Annotated in this window: 9 protein-coding genes, 2 pseudogenes and 1 riboswitch; of the genes and pseudogenes, 6 read left to right on the forward strand and 5 right to left on the reverse strand. The window is 43.4% G+C overall.

The window, feature by feature from the left end; translation table 11 throughout:
* Positions 1–17 precede the first annotated feature (17 nt).
* Together L2744_RS10150 and L2744_RS10155 are read right to left on the reverse strand one after the other, a co-directional pair.
* Positions 18–5,330, reverse strand: coding sequence for a PAS domain S-box protein (locus tag L2744_RS10150; RefSeq protein WP_248991801.1), 5,313 nt, complete (start codon positions 5,328–5,330; stop codon positions 18–20).
* A 129-nt stretch (positions 5,331–5,459) separates the two neighbouring features.
* Positions 5,460–6,818: an alanine/glycine:cation symporter family protein gene (locus L2744_RS10155; RefSeq protein WP_248991802.1), complete on the reverse strand. Its 1,359-nt coding sequence runs from the start codon at positions 6,816–6,818 to the stop codon at positions 5,460–5,462.
* 190 nt (positions 6,819–7,008) lie between these two features.
* Positions 7,009–7,139, reverse strand: a riboswitch (glycine riboswitch).
* Between the two features lie 453 nt (positions 7,140–7,592).
* Between L2744_RS10155 and L2744_RS10160 the strand changes: the two genes are divergently transcribed.
* Genes L2744_RS10160 through L2744_RS10170 form a run of 3 tightly spaced genes read left to right on the forward strand, consistent with a single transcriptional unit; the run spans position 7,593 to position 12,120 of the window.
* Positions 7,593–8,264: an ABC transporter ATP-binding protein gene (locus tag L2744_RS10160; RefSeq protein ID WP_248991803.1), complete on the forward strand. Its 672-nt coding sequence runs from the start codon at positions 7,593–7,595 to the stop codon at positions 8,262–8,264.
* Positions 8,265–8,287: 23 nt separating this feature from the next.
* Entirely contained in the window at positions 8,288–10,897 is a 2,610-nt protein-coding gene (locus L2744_RS10165; RefSeq protein WP_376711943.1) for an ABC transporter permease, read from the forward strand.
* Positions 10,894–12,120 carry a lipocalin-like domain-containing protein gene (locus L2744_RS10170; protein ID WP_376711944.1) on the forward strand — a complete coding sequence of 409 codons (1,227 nt, stop codon included), beginning with the start codon at positions 10,894–10,896 and terminating at the stop codon, positions 12,118–12,120. The genes L2744_RS10165 and L2744_RS10170 overlap by 4 nt, the downstream gene beginning before the upstream one ends.
* Positions 12,121–12,166: 46 nt before the next feature.
* Here L2744_RS10170 and L2744_RS10175 read toward each other — a convergent pair whose 3' ends face one another.
* A complete protein-coding gene (locus L2744_RS10175) occupies positions 12,167–13,480 on the reverse strand; it encodes a response regulator (RefSeq protein ID WP_248991805.1) in 1,314 nt (437 codons plus the stop codon).
* Positions 13,467–16,214, reverse strand: a complete 2,748-nt coding sequence (locus tag L2744_RS10180) for a hybrid sensor histidine kinase/response regulator (protein WP_248991806.1) — start codon at positions 16,212–16,214, stop codon at positions 13,467–13,469. Before L2744_RS10180 ends, L2744_RS10175 begins: the two co-directional genes overlap by 14 nt.
* A gap of 276 nt (positions 16,215–16,490) precedes the next feature.
* Here L2744_RS10180 and L2744_RS10185 point away from each other — a divergent pair.
* Positions 16,491–16,859: pseudogene (locus L2744_RS10185) on the forward strand (periplasmic nitrate reductase subunit alpha); the annotation flags it as partial.
* Positions 16,840–16,923: pseudogene (locus L2744_RS10190) on the forward strand (nitrate reductase cytochrome c-type subunit); the annotation flags it as partial. The pseudogenes L2744_RS10185 and L2744_RS10190, both read left to right, overlap by 20 nt.
* Positions 16,924–17,123: 200 nt before the next feature.
* Here the strand turns inward: L2744_RS10190 and L2744_RS10195 are convergent.
* Positions 17,124–17,279, reverse strand: coding sequence for a hypothetical protein (locus tag L2744_RS10195; RefSeq protein ID WP_248991807.1), 156 nt, complete (start codon positions 17,277–17,279; stop codon positions 17,124–17,126).
* Positions 17,280–17,372: 93 nt separating this feature from the next.
* Here L2744_RS10195 and L2744_RS10200 point away from each other — a divergent pair, with 93 nt between their 5' ends.
* Positions 17,373–18,260 (forward strand): LysR family transcriptional regulator, encoded by an 888-nt coding sequence (locus L2744_RS10200; RefSeq protein WP_248991808.1) that lies wholly within the window; start codon positions 17,373–17,375, stop codon positions 18,258–18,260.
* Positions 18,261–18,479 lie beyond the last annotated feature (219 nt).

The following is an 18,479-nucleotide window of genomic DNA, read 5'->3' on the forward strand; positions in this document are numbered from 1 at the left end:
CTTACGTAGTTGCATAGTTAGGAACTCTTATTTAACGCTGCTAAAACCTCGTCAATCAAATCGACTGCTTCATCAAACTGATATTGATTAATCATAGCGAGTGCCGGACTGAGCTGTTGCCATAACTTGGCACTCACTTGGGGTTTTAACCCATTAATTTGCTCTACCGCTTTAGCATCGGCATCCTCTAGACTCTGGCGCAAGTGTTTAAGTGCTGCGACTAAAAGCTCAGAGGAGAGTTGCTCTGCCCCAAGTTCAGACTCTTGCTCTAACGCTGGTTTTACTTTTCCGATAGCTTCGCAAATAGAGGCTACCAGTTTTTCGATCTGCTCAAGCTCACCCTGATAAGGCTGATTTTCACTCAGGTGCAATTCCAATAAACGTGCAAGTTCTACTAATTTGCTCGAACTTAAATTGCCTGCAAGACCTTTAAGCGTGTGGGCAATGCGCACGGCATCCTCATATTGATTAGCGGCAACGGCCTTGCTAATCATCTCCACAACATTACGTTGACTGCTTTCAAATCGATCAAAAATCCGTTGATACAAACGCGCAGAGTGTTGGACGAGTTGCAATCCACGATCAATATCTAACTCGGGATGCTCTGGCCACTTAACCATAGCCACTGGGTCAGTATTGATAGGTTTAGCTTGAATATCATCAACTTGTGAGTTGTCTAACAAGACATTGGGCTTATTATCGTCCACAAGATGTTTTAATAGGGTCTGATACAGAATATTGACTTCTATCGGTTTAGCTATGTGGTCATTCATCCCCACCCTTAAGCACATTTCCTTATCACCAGCCATCGCATTTGCCGTCATTGCGATGATAGGTAGGTGAGCTAATTCAGGTCGTTGCCTTAGGGCCCTTGTCGCTTGATAACCGTCCATAACTGGCATTTGGCAGTCCATCAACACCAAATCAAAACTTTGCTGCGATAATTTATCTAAGGCAATTTGGCCGTTAGTGGCAATGGATAAAATAATGCCCACTTGTTCCAAAAACTCCGTGGCAACTTCAAGATTCATCTCATTATCTTCCACCAAGAGGATACGTTTTCCTTTGAGTGGCAGTAAACTTTGGGGATCTAAGGCTTCATTATGCCGTCTGACGGCTAAGACACTGGCTCTACCGAGGGCATTCATAATGCCATCGAGCAACCGTGAGGCACTGATAGGCTTACTGATATACCCCGCTAACCCCAGTTGCTCTATCTGAGTTAAAAATTCGTGGTTCGCATGGGCCGATACCATTAAGATCCTCGGCGCAGTTTTCGCTTGCTGCTGGATCTGCTGCGCGGCTTCTAACCCGTCCATATTCGGCATTTTCCAATCAATTAATGCCACTGCATACTCATGTTCCATACATCGACTAACGGCCTCCTCCCCAGTACGTACCGTATCGACATTGAACCCCATGCTCTCGAGTGCGGTACGCATAATGTCCCTCGCGGTCGCGTTATCATCGACCACTAAAACAGACATTCCTTCGAGTTCCTGTCCTACAGTCAACTTTTGACCACTGGAAATTTGCAGTTTCACCGTGAAATAGAAAGTACTGCCATGCCCAAATTGGCTCTCAACGCCAATATTGCCTCCCATCAATTCAACTAACTGTTTACAGATAGCTAAACCTAGCCCAGTACCACCATATTTACGGGTTGTGGAGGTATCAGCTTGACTGAAAGATTTAAACAGTTTGGCTTGTTGCTCATCGGTCAAACCTATGCCGCTGTCACGGACACTAAACCGCAAGGTCACATCATCATTCTGTTGTTCGACTAAGTTGATAGAAAGTAACACCTCACCCCGATCAGTGAATTTAATCGCATTGTTCATCAGATTAATCAGCACTTGACCTAAGCGTAGTGAGTCTCCAAACAAGTGCCGTGGCACATTGGGAGCAACGGCAAACAATAATTCAAGTTGTTTATGGACCACTTTCTCCGAGAACATATCACTGAGATCTTCGAGCATAGTATCAAGCTGGAATGGCACTGAATCGATATCCAGCTTACCCGCTTCAATCTTAGAAAAATCGAGAATGTCATTAATAATCGACAATAATGACTGTGAAGCCCGCTCAATTTTCTCCACATAGTTTTTCTGTTTTTTATCGAGAGTGGTCTGTAAACATAGCTGTGACATACCGATAATGGCGTTCATTGGCGTACGGATTTCATGGGACATATTGGCCAAGAAATCACTCTTTGCCTTACTGGCCGCATCGGCCTCCTCTTTGGCAATAAGTAGCTGTTCCGACAATAATTTAAGCTCTGTCATATCAACCATGCTGACTACCGCAGATTCAAACTGATGCTGGCAATCGAAGAGCGCAGATACGTTAACCGTCATCCACATTGGCGCGCCTGAGGGACGAATAACACTCCGCTCTCCGCGATAGTGATCCACCTTTCCCTCGGCAAGATCTTTAAATTGTGCTTTAGCAATCTCACGATCCTGCGGACTGAGCACATCAAAAATAGGAATGTTACGCAGTTCCTCACGGGGTTGGCCCATGTCCTCACAGAATTGGTCATTACAATCAAGGATTAAGCCCTTAACATCGACATTCACTATACCTATGGTTGCACCATCGAAAAGAGCCCTAAAGTGCGCTTCACTTAATGCGAGTTCTTGCTCCATAGTTTTACGCTGAGTGATATCCATAACGTAACCATTCCAAATGATCACATTGTCACCATCTAAGTGACCACTCGCGCCAGCTTCCATCCAACGTATGCTGCCATTAGGATGTCGATAACGAAACTCGCGTATCCACTGCAACTTATCTTCACTCTTGCCCGCTAATGCACGAACAACTTCGGGTCTTTCCTCATCAAAAATTCGCTCCGCAATAATATTAAAATCATTCATTAAATTATCGCGGTGCAACCCAAACGTCTGCATTGCCGCCCCAGAAAGAAAGGTAAATGCTCGATCAGAGGGAGAATGCCAGCGCAACTGGTACACAGTACAAGGGATCGATTCAGTGATATTGGCCAACTGTTGCCGTGAAGCCTCAAGTTCGACCGACACCAGTTTGCTCTCGGTAATGTCATCAATACTGCCATCGAACCAAAGTGGAAAACCCTCCTCGTTATAACTCGCTTTACCCTTTTCATGCACCCAACGGATACTGCCATCGCGGTGACGAATTCGGTATTCCACCTCAAAGGTTTCTTGCTGTGCCAATGCCTTATCAATATGTTGATGACACAGGGGGCGATCTTCTTCCAAAATCAAAGAAGCAAAAGTGCGTTGACGATTTTCAATAAACTGACTCGCCGCATAACCCGTAATATCCGCGATATTGTCACTGATATATTCCACCACCCATACGTCACCAATGCGGGTACGGTAAACGGCACCGGGAATATTGGTCACTAACCCGCGAAAACGTAGCTCGCTATCGCGGATTTTCTGTTCAATAGCAATCTTCTGAGTCATATCGCGAATAGAGGCAGCCACCTGTCTACTACCATCGACATCTGCAGGAAGAATACTTAAGGCAATTTCGGCAATAAACTCATTACCATCCACTTTTACAGCACGGACATGGCGCGCATTGGCCATGCTTCTATCGCGGCCATCGCGCAAGAATTGTTGCCGATAACGCACATGTTCATTGCCTAGTGCTTGGGGTAATAGGGCTTCAACTTGCAGCCCTAACATTGCCTCAGCAGCGTAACCAAACAGCTGTTGGCAACGACTATTGCTAAAAATGATCTCACCTTTTTGATCGACAATTAGCATGGCTTCTGGGGCAGCCTCAAGCACAGCATTCGACCAAGCCGCCGCCGAAAATTGCTCTGTGACATCGGTAAATAGCATTTCCACCGACATTAATTCGCCCGTATCAGACAGTAAGGGCTGCATAAATACATCGAGGCGTCTTAAATGGCTCTGAGCATCAATCATTTCCACTTGATGCGAAGGAACGTTCTGGCCTTTCAAGGCAAGATCCGTGTACTGCCAGTTTTTTTCATTCACTGGGTTTGCCGAAAAAAATCTTTGATATTTTCGCTTTAGTAAGTCTGGCGCAATGCCAAGCACTTTAGTAACGCCTTCACTCACTTGGGCTAACTGCCCTGACGGTTCCAGTGAACAGTAAAAGGATTTGTCACTCATGCCATCAATCAAGCGAGCAAAGCGGTTACCGCGGGAGTCGAGTATGACTTGTTCGCGCTCGGCCAATAGCTCAGCCATTTGATTAAAGGTGTGGCTTAAGGTCACAATTTCACTCACCGCACCTTTGGGGACCACAAGTTGCTGCGCCTTACCTTGACCAAAGGCGAGAATGCCTGATTCAAGTAACTCCAACGGTCTGGTTAACCGTTTTGCCGTCAAATAGCAGGTCAGTAATAACAGCAAAGTTAACAAGCTTAAATCAAGAACAATGGAGACCACATCATCAAGTAGAGCCGTGAACAACTCCTGCTCTGGCACCATAACCACCACGCGCCACTTCAGTTTAGAAACCGTTGCAACACTGGCAAGATAATCAGTCCCCTGACCATCGACAAACCTCACCTGCCCATTGAGGCCTTTCTCCTGGAGTAACCAAAAATCCCCATTTTGCTTAATGCTTTTATCGAGCCATTGCGCCGATGTCATGGACAGTATTTTGTCTCTATCGGTGTGAAAAATAAGTCGCCCCTGATCGTCAAATATCACTAAGCGATTAGGTGCCACATCCAATTGGCTAGGCAATCTATCTAGGGCTAAATCAACGGTGGCTACGCCAAAATAATTATCTGAGCTTCCAAAAGGAGCAGAGTAAGTGACCATCAGGACATTAGCGGCGCCCTCATCGAGGTAAGCCTTAGACCAATAGCCATTTGCTTGATTGATGGCATTAGTCCACCAGTCCCAAGAACCATCGGTATAGTCATAACCTTGGGCGCCTATATCGAGGTAATGTAACTGTTCACCATCACGGTAAACATAGGGAGAGAAAAGTTTTCGATGGGGCAAAATATCTGGTTTAAACGCGACTGCAGTACCAAAAAAGTCAGGATTGCGCTCCAAGCGATTTATTAATACCTGTTTGACTTTATCGACATCATTAAATCCCTCTTTATTGGATAAAAAGCCGATAAAATCTGCGAGTCCTTGGGTATTAGCTTGGGCATGCTCTAAGAGGAGTTGTAAGCGAGAAGCCGAATGGCTCGCCTGCTGTTTTAAATTATCATATAGCTTTGTTTCCAACGATTGATAACTAAACCAAGCGTTTATACCATAAACACCCGTCATAATTAAAATCAAAGGCAAAGCGATGTGCGATAAAATTCTACTGCGGAAGGTACGAAGTTTACTTCTATCCATAGCGTCGCCCCAAAGTCCCCGTTTTTTAAAGCACACTTTTTTAAACAGCACTTATAAAATAAACGAAGAACTGAGAAGCGACAATCTTAACGTTAAAATAATGTGAAGCAATTGGTTGTTTTCACAACACTAATAAATGGCATCTAAGCTCCGGTTAGGGAGCATTCGGGCAAAATAGCTTCGAGTCTCGGCAATAATAATATGGCGTAAGCCAACAATGGCAATCAAATTGGGGATAGCCATTAGACCATTTACGGTATCGGCTAATAACCAAATCACATCTAATTTGATAAAAGCCCCACCTGCAATCAAGACTAAAAAAGCCACTTGATACAAACGTAACCCGCGCTCACCCACCAAATAATACCAGCAACGTTCGCCATAATAATGCCAGCCTAAAATGGTCGTAAAGGCAAAGCAAACGAGGGCAATTGTCACTAAGTATTGGCCGACAACCGCAGAACCTCCGAGGGCAAATGCGGCGCTGGTCATAGCAGCCCCCGCGGTATCGCCACTCCATACTCCGGTGATGATCAGCACTAAACCCGTCATAGTACAAATGATGATGGTATCGAAAAAAGTACCCGTCATACTGACCAGTCCCTGTTCTACGGGCTCATTGGTTTTTGCCGCGGCAGCGGCAATAGGCGCACTGCCTAAACCGGACTCATTCGAGAATACCCCGCGGGCAATACCAATTTGAATCGCCTGCGCAACCGTAGCCCCTAAAAATCCGCCCGCCGCAGATAATGGGGTAAATGCCGACTCAATCACGAGCCCAAGCGCAGGTATAATCTGATCGGCAAAACCAATCAGGATCCACAAACAGGCTAGGATATAACCAATCGACATGGCAGGAACCAGCTTTTGTGCCACATTTGAAATTCGCTTAACGCCCCCTAACGTAACAGCCGCGACGAGAATGGTTAAAACCGCTGCCGTCAACCAAGTAGGCACCGCAAATGCGATAGTTAATGCATCACTAATGGCATTAACCTGCGCAAAAGTGCCGATACCAAAAAACGCCACGCCAACCCCAAAAAGCGCAAATAACTTAGCCATCCAATGCAGACCAAGGCCGCGCTCAATATAGTACATTGGGCCACCCGCAATCTGCCCGCGAGCATCGGTTGTTCGATACTTTACCGCCAGCATACATTCGGCATATTTAGTCGCCATACCAAAAAATGCCGCCAGCCACATCCAAAACAGCGCACCCGGCCCACCCATTTTTATCGCCGTCGCCACGCCAACAATATTACCTGTACCTATGGTGGCAGATAGCGCAGTACAGAGCGCTGCGAAGGAGGATAAATCACCATGGCCTTTGGCGGGTTTAAATAGTAACCCGAGCGCCATGGGCAGGCGAAAGACTTGGATAAGCTTAAGTCGCGCAGTGAGATAAATCCCTGTGCCAACTAATAAACAAAGTGTGATAGGACCCCAGACAATACCGTTTAGGCTGCTGAGCAAGGCTTCAAAACTCATGATATTCCTCAATTATTAAACAACTTAAATTAATAAGGGAGGAGGAAAAGAAATGGCTGAGACACAAACACATTGAATGTTTAGCGCGCTTTTTCACCTGAGTTAATCGAACTGTGGCATTGATAAAATACCCATTTCAAATAACTCAAACTAAAAAACGCCCACGACAAACGACAGGGACTGTGCAGTCATCCTCTCCTCTGTCCTTTTGCCTGAGCGTTTCGCATCGCATATTCAACAAGAACACTGCGACACTTTCGCCTTCGGCGCCACCTTTCCACACTGTTAGCGTGTAGCGGTAGTCTCTCCAGAGGCTCGTCCAGTAGCAGTCCACGCCTTGCGGCACCTGAAAGAGTGCTTTGCTTCTCATCCCTGCAACTGATTTTAAAAATCGAGTGTGGGATAAAAAGACAAAGTTGCCTCGTCGGTGTGGGGTTAATTCCCCACTCTCCTGCTACCTTCATCCGAACGGATTGTTAAATCGATATCAGCATATCGATTTAACAGGGCGCACAGCATGCAACAAACCCGTTAAGAGCTCAAGCCTGTTTGCTCACAGTTATTTGCCAATATTCTTGTTTGCTGAATTTTTGAGCAGCAATATTATAAATAATGTGTGCTACCAGTTTGAGATTACATTTTGTTCGGAAAATATTTGACCGCAAAAAAATCCCCGCCCTAATTAAAGTGAACTTTTTAATAGAAATATCAGTATCTATGTGAATACAAGTTGCTTTATCTTTACTCTTTAGCTTGTCACGGGGAACAGTTCAAATGACGGAAGTAGCTAAACTGGCTCAAGTCAGTAAAAGTTTTCGCGATGGAGAACAGCGCCATACCGTGCTGCAATCCGTTGACTTAGCGATCCACAAAGGTGACACAGTTGCACTCACTGGGCCAAGCGGCAGCGGAAAGAGCACTTTATTAAATCTTATCGCAGGCTTTGAAACCCAAGATAGTGGTGAAATATTTCTTGAGAATCAATCGACTAAAAACTGGCAAGATAGCCAATGGAGTCATTTTAGACGCCAATCACTGGGGGTTGTATTTCAGCAATTTAACTTACTGACGCCACTGAATGTAAAAGATAATATCGCTTTTTCCCTCAACCTCATCCAGCAATCATGGTCGCCTTGGTGTGATTATTTAGTGGATAAACTGGATCTTACGCCACTCCTACAAAGGCAAGTTGAAGCGCTATCCGGTGGGCAGCAACAAAGGGTCGCTATTGCCCGCGCCTTAGCCCACAAACCCAGTTTACTGCTTGCCGATGAACCCACGGGTAACTTAGATGACGTGGCGGGTAAGCAAGTGATGTCACTACTTTGTGAACTCGCAAGGGAAAGCCAAACCAGCATTCTGATGGTCACCCATAGCGAAGAATGCGCCGTCTTTATGCAAAAACGCTGGCATTTGTCCCATGGTGCTGTGGCAATTTCGGGATGACACGCGCCTTGGAAACACAACAAATGGTTAAAACAACCGTAAAAAAGCAGGCACTCATTAACGGTATCCTGAGGCGGATAAGGCTCGGCTTACAGCTATTTTTGGCTCATTACCGCCACGCTCCACTCCAAGCTGGAGCGACATTGCTGGGTATCGCACTCGCGGTGACTCTGCTTATTGGGGTCAAAGCCACTAATGACAACGCCATTCGCAGCTATAGCGAAGCCACTGAACTATTAAGTCAGCGAGCCGATGTATTACTCACGGCGCCCATAGGACAAGATACCTTAGACGAATCCGTGTATTTCGCCCTAAGACAAGCCGGACTCAGCCAAAGCCTTGCCGTAGTCAATGGTCGGGTAGCGGGGAAGAATGGCCAATTTTGGCAGATTGAAGGTAGCGATTTAGTTGCCGCACTGACACTACAAAAATCCCAAGCCAGTAAAGATCTAGAATCGGGCGCGTCAATACAAGATCTCCCCCTAGCAGCATTACTGAGTGGCGAGCCTGTGGTGGTGATGGGCCAAGGTTTAGCCCAAAAAATAGCCCCCTATGGTGAGCTTGCCCTAGAGCAAATGACCCTAAAGGTTATCGCTATCGATGATAAGTTTGGTCTAGGCAGTGCTATTTTGGCGGACATTTCCCTTGCTCAGAAATTACTCAACCTTAAAGGACAACTCAGCTATATCGCCCTATTTAGTGAACGAGACAGACTCCCGGCGTTAAAATCCCAACTCGACTCACTGGATATTACGCCACAAAAAGCCAGCTTTAATCAGCAGGATCAGGGCCAAGCTCTTATGGCTCTCACTCGCAGTTTTCATTTAAACCTGAATGCAATGAGTATGCTCGCCTTTGTCGTAGGACTCTTTATCGCTTACAACGGTGTACGCTATAGCCTGATGAAACGTCAAAAGCTACTGGTTCAGCTTCTACAGCAAGGAATGGAACGCAGTGTCGTGATGGCGGCGCTAATGATTGAGCTCGTATTGCTTGTGGTTGTGGGTTCATGCCTCGGGTTTATCATAGGGTTACAACTCAGCCATTGGTTACAACCTATGGTGGCGATGACATTAGAGCAAATGTATGGCGCCCATTTGCTGCCAGGCATTTGGCAATGGACATGGTTATTTGAGGCAATAGCCCTCACTTTGGTGGCCGCGTTAGCGGCTTGCTTGCCTTTATATTTAGACTTAACGAGACAATCACTGGCCCAAGGTGCAAACCGCTATCAACAAACCCAAGCCCATCGAAAAACCCACAGTAAACAATTTATTTTTGCCTGCATTTTATTAAGCCTCGCAGCCCTACTGTTTCCCTTTAGCCAAAGTTATGACGTGAGTTTAGTGCTGCTCGGCATAGTCACCATAGCGATACCGTTATTATTGCCGCTGCTACTGCATTGGGGAGTCAGTATACTGCAGCCCTTTGCACGTCAAGGTCTATGGCAATACCTGTTAGCCGAAACCCGCGAGTTAATTGCGCCGCTCTCCCTCGCTATGATGGCTATTTTACTCGCCCTCAGCGCCAACGTGTCGATGAATACCTTAGTCGGTAGTTTTGAGCAAACCCTGCGCGGTTGGCTTGAAACCAGATTACATGCCGATCTTTATATCCGTCCACCGAGCCATCGCATTGAAGCGATACAAACCCAACTCGCCAATGACCCAAGGGTGAGTGGGCTTTACCAACAATGGCAAATAGACGCTCAACTCAACCTTAACACATCAAACAATACCTCAAGTAAGCAGACGGTTGCGGTTAATCTGTTAAGTCGCGATGATTATTCAGTACGTTATACCAGCGCGCTCAAGGAGAGTTTACCCACACTTTGGCAATCCTACTTTGAACAGCCCTATTTACTGGTGAGTGAACCTCTGGCTATCAAATATCATTTACAGCTTGGGGATAGCGTCGCACTTGATGTGCTCGATAAAACAGGTAAATCGAATAATAACAAGCTGATTATTGGCGGAATTTACTATGATCACGGCAATACCCGAAATGAAGTCATTATCAGCCAAAGCCTATGGCAAAAGGCACAATTACCTTTACAGCCTATTAGCTTAGCGGCGAGTTTTTACGGCAAAAACCAAGCTAAGATCAGTGATACTGAGCTCGATAAACTCGAAGCCCAATTAGCACAAGAGCTTGAGCTATCTAGAGCACAAATCTACAGCCAAGCGAAAATCAAGACCCAAGCCATTGCTATGTTTAAACGCACTTTTTCTATTACCTTAGTGCTAAACAGTTTGACGTTAATTGTCGCCGCCATTGGACTTTTTAGTGCCTGCTTAATGTTAACGCAGGCAAGGCAAGCACCACTGGCTCGACTATATGCCTTGGGGGTAAGCCGTAGGGCATTACGTATTATGGTCTTTGTGCAAATGCTGATTGTAGTGCTTATCACCTGTTTGCTCGCACTGCCAACGGGCGCACTTTTAGGCTATCTACTTATCAATAAAATCACGCTGCAAGCCTTTGGTTGGACAATCGACATGATTTGGGATTGGCTAGCCTATGGTAATGCTATCCTTATCGCACTCATTACCTGCACTCTGGCTGTTCTCCTGCCCTTATATTGGCAAACCCGCAAGCCCTTAGTCGCGAGTTTACAGCAGGAAACTTTATGATGAAAAAGCAAAAAACGATGACCATCGCAACTCGAGTCAATGCGAAAACACCTAAAGCCATTTTCTGTGCTTTGATGGTGGGGTTAATACTGATAAGTGGCTGTGATAAATCTCCAGCCACTCAAAACAGTCCATCAAAATCCATGGGGAATATGCTAAGTAGTGCATCAAGCAAGGAGTCTTCTAATAGCGACAACGAGATGTCCTTTGCTCCCGTCATCCAAGGTTACCGTTTTGAGTTTCCGCGGGATCATTTAGCGCACAATGATTTTAGGCAAGAATGGTGGTATCTGACCGCGAACCTAACCACCGAGCAAGGTGAGCGACTCGGCGCCCAATGGACACAATTTAGAGTTGCCCTTAAATCTGCAAATTCCAACATAGAAAATGAATCGACTTGGGCAAGTCAGCAGTTATATTTTGCCCACAGCGCCTTAACCTCAAGCAATGATCACCTTGCCCACGAAAAGTGGTCACGCCACCACAGTGAGTTTGCCGATGTTCAAGCGAGCCCCTATCAGATCCACTTAGATAACTGGACATGGAAGAGTGAAAATACAACATTATTCCCCGCGATATTAAGCGTCGAAAATGAAGATTTTAGTTATCAACTTAAACTTGATAGCCAAGCTCCTTTGCAATATCAAGGCGATAATGGTTACAGCGTTAAAAGCCGTGATGGTAAAGTTGCCTCCTATTATTACAGCCAGCCTTTTATTGATATCTCGGGTAAAATCACCCGTCATGGAAAAGTGGAGCGGGTAACGGGCAAAGGTTGGCTCGACAGAGAATGGAGTTCGCAATTTCTCACTAAAAATCAACAGGGCTGGGACTGGTTTGCCCTACGATTAAACGATGGTTCTGCACTGATGTTATTTCAATTACGGGATGACTTACCACATGAGTCACAGGGGAATAAAAACGCTCCCATTTCAGCCTTTTATAGTGCTAGACGAATGTTTTCTGATGGTACAGGTCGCAATATTAACTCAACAGATCAGCCTAACGGCATTCAAATGACACCACTCGATTGGCATCACACAGTCAATGGCGACTATCCCGTAAGTTGGCAAGTTAAAATCCCAAGTGAGAATATTGACCTCACTATTTCCCCACTCAACTCTAATAGCGCTATGCCGCTATCGACCCCTTACTGGGAAGGCCCCGTGCAACTATCAGGCAGCCATACTGGTGTGGGTTATATGGAGCTGACGGGGTATTAAGGTTTTGCATCACCGCTAATCCTTGATTTAACAAGACATAAACCCACTATCGAAGGTGTAATGGAAGATCATATTTATGAAATAACTTCACCACAGAATCTTTATATAATGGCTTAATAATATAACCTTTAGCTCCTGCATCAACAGCCTGTTGCACAGAAGCTTTATTTTTATTTCCTGTAAGCATCACTATGGGTGTTTTTGAGTTAATACCATTAGTTTTATTAATATGGGCGATGATATAAAATCCATTAGTATCAGGCAGATTTATATCCATTAAAATAACGTCATACTTTTTCTTTGCCAATAAATCCAATGCCATGCGTCCTGAAAATGATGTATCAAGTTCAATTGCGTAGGTTCTAAGAAGCATAATAGTCAAATTTAAACTGATATGATCATCTTCAACAATTAACATTTTAGGGACTACAGGTACTTCAATTTTTGCTGCATCACGCCTTCCCTCTGAATATAGTCGATTATATGTGTACTTACTTTTAGAAGTAACAGTCTCGCCTTTAACACCAGTAGCATCATTTTTAGCAACAGCACTATCATTTTTAGTTGCAGTGGTTTCAATATTATGGCTAGCCCCAATATTATTATCTTTCGACAAGGGGGCTTCTGCTAATTCAGCTACATTTGATACATCGGCAACCACGAGTTCTAATAAGTTTAAGGCCTTATTCTGTAGTTTTAGCAGAGCTGGCCTAATTTCGTTAGAGCGAATGACGGAGAGTATTTTCTTCAAGGCCGCAAGATCTAACTCAACTGATTTATTGCTCATTAGCCGAGCCTCTGCTCTATCTAATGCTTTATCAATCTCAGTTAAACTTGATACAAATTCATGCTCTAAATCTTTCTTCCTCTGAACCCCTTTTAATACAATTTCTTTTATGTGTAATGAGTAATTCTCTTGTACATTAACAAAATCTTCTACTTTTTTATATTGACACCTTAAACCTATCTCCCTTAATAAATGCGTACAAATAATTATAATCCTATGCATTTCATACACAGGCCTTGCAATCAAGTAATCATTAATAACCCCACTGCGATAGGCTTCATAGGCTTCTTTTTCTTGATGTTTAGGGATAAGGGATACGATAGCATGCTCGCATATTCTGACATCTTGAAGCTCTTCTATCGCCTCATAATAAATAAGTAGGGTGTCTTGTAAGGTTTCGGCAGCAACGAGAATCACCTTGGGAACAGCATGACTAAGCTGTTCAGTTAACTCCGCATTCGAGGTGATGACATGAATACGAGAAAAATGACGAATTAATAGATTAATTAACAACCTATCATTATCTTGATCATTGGTATAAAGCACAATATATTCATAACTACTCCTGTCCATGTGCATCACTCCTTTTAGCAAAAAACGCGATCACTGCAAGTAAATCACTTTCCACTGTATGCCATAAATTGACTAATTCCTCGTAGTCTCCAATCTTATTACTCGATGCATCCTCTAATCTCTGACAAGCTAGATTCAAACTTCTTGCGCCGACGAAGAGTGAATTACTTTTTAAAGTGTGGCTAATGGCATTGATTTTAATCGTATCTTTTTCTATAACAGCGGACTTTAACAATTCATATTTCAGCAATAAATTACTGTAATATTGGTCCAAAAATAAGTCTAATTCTTCATCACTTATATCACCGACAAATTTATACACCTCAGATACATTAACTGGTGGATGCACAGCTGATGGATCGCACTGTGTAGCATCATAGGTATCAGCCTCATCATTATCAATACAAAAGAAATCATCGCTCACAGTGCTATCACGCGTATCCTGAGATGAACTATCAATCATAAAACCCGATAATGTGTCATTTACCTCATCTAATAGACTGACTAAATCAGCTAGAACTAAGGGCTTAACCAGCACACGATCGGCACCCGCCTTTAAACAGGACTCTTTACAAAGATCACCATCATCCCCAGTCAACATGATAACGATAGCGGGTGTTAGATTTTTATACTTTTCAATATCTCTAATCACACTCACTAAATCCGCACCAGAGATATCTGGCATCATCACGTCAGAAATAACTAGATTATATTTATTGACTTTGAATAATTCTATTGCTTGCATTGAATCTTGAATACAGGCTACCTTGACCCCTATTGACGTTAATTGTTTATCGATGACGAATAAATTCTCTTTACAATCATCAATAACAAGAATATTAATATTTCCATAATCGTGAGCGTCTGCAATGACAGTATCTAAGATAGTTGACTCACAATGCCCATTTATAAAATCTATCACTTGCCTTATCTTCACTGGCGGATAAGAAATAATCTCATAATCTGATGGGATATTGATGGAGGATATTCCTCTTAGCTCAGCAACCGTTTCATTTCTAGTCGATAATTGGGATAGCAAATCAACTTCAGAATGGTTCCCCCCTTGATTAACATCAACAATAAAAACTGAATTCACACTATCAACCTTTAACAACTCCTCGTTAGATAAATAGATAACCTTAAGACCTAGGCCGCTTGAGTATTTTTTCATTGAATGACTAAAAAAATAATTATTTGTATAGCACGTGATAGCTTTATTATTGATAAGACTATATTTACCGTCACTAATAAAGTCTGATGACATATAACTCATATCTAATAAAAATTCAGCGACAAAATAGAAAGCACTTCCTTTACCCAAGCTACTGACAACTTTAATCTCACTCCCCATCTTTTTGCAAATTTCACTGCTAATATACAAACCTAAACCAGTACCACCATACTTCTCATATATTTCAGATGACGCCTGCTCATATTTATTAAATATTCTTGACTGTTGTTCATGGGTCAAGCCTATTCCATTGTCAACGACAGTGAATTTCAGGGTTATCTTATCGAATGACTGTTCTACATCCTCAATAAGGAGTAACACAAAAGGGTCTTTTTTATTAGAAAACTTAATAGAATTCCCCATCAGATTGTATAAAACCTGATTTAATTTAACTTCATCACAGATGATATTTTTATTCACACTTAGCGGCATAAAGAAGTCAAGTTTTATCGACTTCTTCTCGGCTTGAATACTAAAAACTTCAATTATTCTTTCAGCTAGACTGCGAATGTCAATCGAGGTCTTATTGAGGCCAGCATCATCCCCTTTAACCTTTTTCAAGTCCAGCATATTATTAATCAATGATAAGACTTGCCTTGAAGTACTGAATGCTGCAGATAATAATGTTTTATCATGGGAACTAACGCCGCCTAGGCTGAGCTCTATCAGACCTATAACCGCATTCAATGGCGTTCGGATCTCATGTCCCAGGGTAGCAATAAAATCACTTTGAACCTTACTCAATTGCAACATTTTAGTATAATCTTTTTTAAGTTCGCCTCTTACCTTATACTTTCTTGTTTCATCAACCAATAACCCAATTCTGCCACCATTGTCAGACACTCGATCTCGATACTCAACAAACATGCCATTTCTTGTTTTAAATATAAAATCTATCGCCTTACCTTTTAATATTTTAAACTTAAACCAACTTAATACCCTTGTTGGATCCCGATCAATAGAAGAAAACTCATTTGCCACAATTTCTGTCACCAAATTTAAAATAGGTTTTCCGATATAGTTTTCAACATAAATGTATGGAAAAAAGCGTTCAACTTGGTCACTCAACAACTCAATACAACCAGCTTTGTTGACTAAGAGTAAACCATCGGATATTGAGGAGAAAAGACTAAAAATATCACTTTCAGTGGTACTATCACTTCCATTAGGGCTATTACTTGTATTTGTAACGATAAACTCATCGTCTAGCGGGACTTGCCTCTTATTATCAGCAACTGAATTACTGATAACCGTAGAGCAAAAAACAATAAAACTATCATCAACACCTTTCACTATTTTAAATTCAACCCACTTACCTCCAACAAAAATAGGTTTCACTTCTGAAAAATGATTGGTTTGGGAATTTAAATGGTTCAATATTTGATTTTTTGCACTTGAAAAAAATACATTATTTGAGAATAGATAGTTTTCGGCTAACCATTCTCCCTTAGCTGATAGCATAAATGCACAAGAGTCGAAAAATTCTAAATCAATCAAATTCATACACCAATATCCTTATTGCTATCTCCCTCAAAAATCATCGCTGCTGCAGATAACAATTTCATTTGGGCTATCAGTCATATCAGAGTTACCTGCTGATTTTATTGCATAAAAACAACTACACTGTTTCTACACCTTACTTCCCGCACAAACGGTTTCGAAGCGAAAGCGGTAAAGGCAAAGCAAACACATTCATCAGGCTTACTATAAAAGTAGTATAAAGTGCCATTATTGCCCAAATAGATGAAAACCTTAGCAGGGCTCTAAATAAGTGTATAAAAAGGCATCTTCGAAGAATATGCCGCATTCGGTCGTGGCTATGGCATGATTTAGTCGGCTTACCGCAACTATGAAACACGTGGTCAACGCTGGCCAGTGGTTGATGGCAAAACAACCCTGCGCCGCTTCGTTGAGGGTAGCGATCCTTATGTTAAAGCCGGCGAAGGTTTCAAGTTTTGCGGTAAACCAGATGGTAAAGCGGTGATCTTCGCCTTGCCCTATAAGCCTGCCGCCGAAGAACCTAACAGTGAATACGATCTATGGATGTCAACTGGCCGCGTTCTGGAGTATTGGCACACAGGCTCGATGACAGCCCGCGTCTCCGACCTTTACCGCGCCTATCCGGTTGCACAAATATTTATGCACCCAGTGCCACGTCGCTCAAGCTGAAAATAAAGCGCCACTGGTTGAGGATCAGTTCTCTGTTCAGTAAGAACATTCCTCGGCAAGCTCAAAGCCACCCTAGTCAGTTAGAGTAGCTTTCATTTTTTCAGCCTACTTGTGCGGGCTCACCGTCGCCCTAAATAGCCAAGTTAAAATAGGGTTATCTTATTAGGAATAAATAGACTAACTAGGAAAAATAAGCAGAGGAAGAAAATTGACGCAGGAAACACCAGAAAGTAAAAACCCAGCCTAGGCTGGGTTTACTTGTTGTTTTGCTTTATGCAAATGACCCGCTGGAGCCGTTGGAGTTGTTGTTTGTGCCACTTTAGCTTTTTGCACATCTTTTGCCACAGGCATAGCCGCCTGCCACAAAGCACCTACCCATAGACTTGAACTAGATTTCATCGGTAATCTCCTTTTCTGTTAACAAGGTCAAAGTAATACTTAGACAATCATCAGTAAAATGAATTAATGCCATAGCGTGGATTCCATTTAAGCATGAATATTCCAATCAAGACCTTACAGTGTTTTCTCACCTTAGTGGAAACCGAAAACTTTACCCGTGCAGCGCAAAAATGTTTTATCACTCAGCCGACACTGAGCAAAATCATTCAAAGACTCGAGGAAAGTCTCGGCCAAACCTTGCTTATCCGTAATAACCAAAAAGTGGAACTCACCCAAGCTGGACAGCTCTTTGAACATAGTGCGAGGGAAATTCTCGGCCAATGGCATAGACTACAGGAGGATATGAGTAACCTTAGCGGCCTCAAATCAGGACGATTGCGATTGGGTGTATGTCCAATGATGAGCAGCCTTATTATTGGCTTGCTGACGAGTTACCGTAAGCGTTATCCCGGCATTGAACTCCAAATGTACGAATATGGGGGATTTGGCTGCGAACAGGCGCTACTCAATAACAGTCTCGATATTGCCTTTACCGCGCTCCCCACGACCCATGAAACTGAACTCGTCAATCAACCTCTGACTAAGTACCCCTTGCTGGCTTGTTTGCCAGAGGGACATCCCCTAGCGGGTAAAGCCCAAATTAATTGGCAAGATTTCGAACCCTATCCCTTTATCCTCTATAACGAGGATTTCTCCCTCGCCAAGCTGATTAATCGCCTCAGCCGTAAAGCAGGCGTTCAACTCAATATTGCCTTTCGCAGCGGCCAGTGGGATTTCCTCGCTGCCATGGTCGAAGCGGATATGGGGGTCGCCATTTTGCCTGAGCCTATCTGCCATAAACTCACTAGCAGCAAATTAATCTTCAAGCCGATGCAGCCAGCAATGACATGGGACTTAGCCCTCATCTGGCGCCAAAGTTTACCCTTAACCCCAGCGGCCAGAGCCTTGCTTGAATTGAGTAAGCAAAAGACTGAATCCTAGTCCGTTATCCGTTATCCGTTATCCGTTATCCGTTATCCGTTATCCAGAGTATTATCGCCCATAAAAAAACCGCTGTTAGCCTAGAGGCCGACAGCGGTTTTTATTAGCTAACCTGAACTCGGGATAAGAAAATTTGAACTAATAGCCCTCCAAGTGATCGGATCTTTCGACCAAGAGAAACCCCATCACACCGGAGGGCCTATGCATAAATTAGTGGAA

The organism is Shewanella profunda, assembly GCF_023283765.1.
Lineage (GTDB): Bacteria > Pseudomonadota > Gammaproteobacteria > Enterobacterales > Shewanellaceae > Shewanella > Shewanella profunda.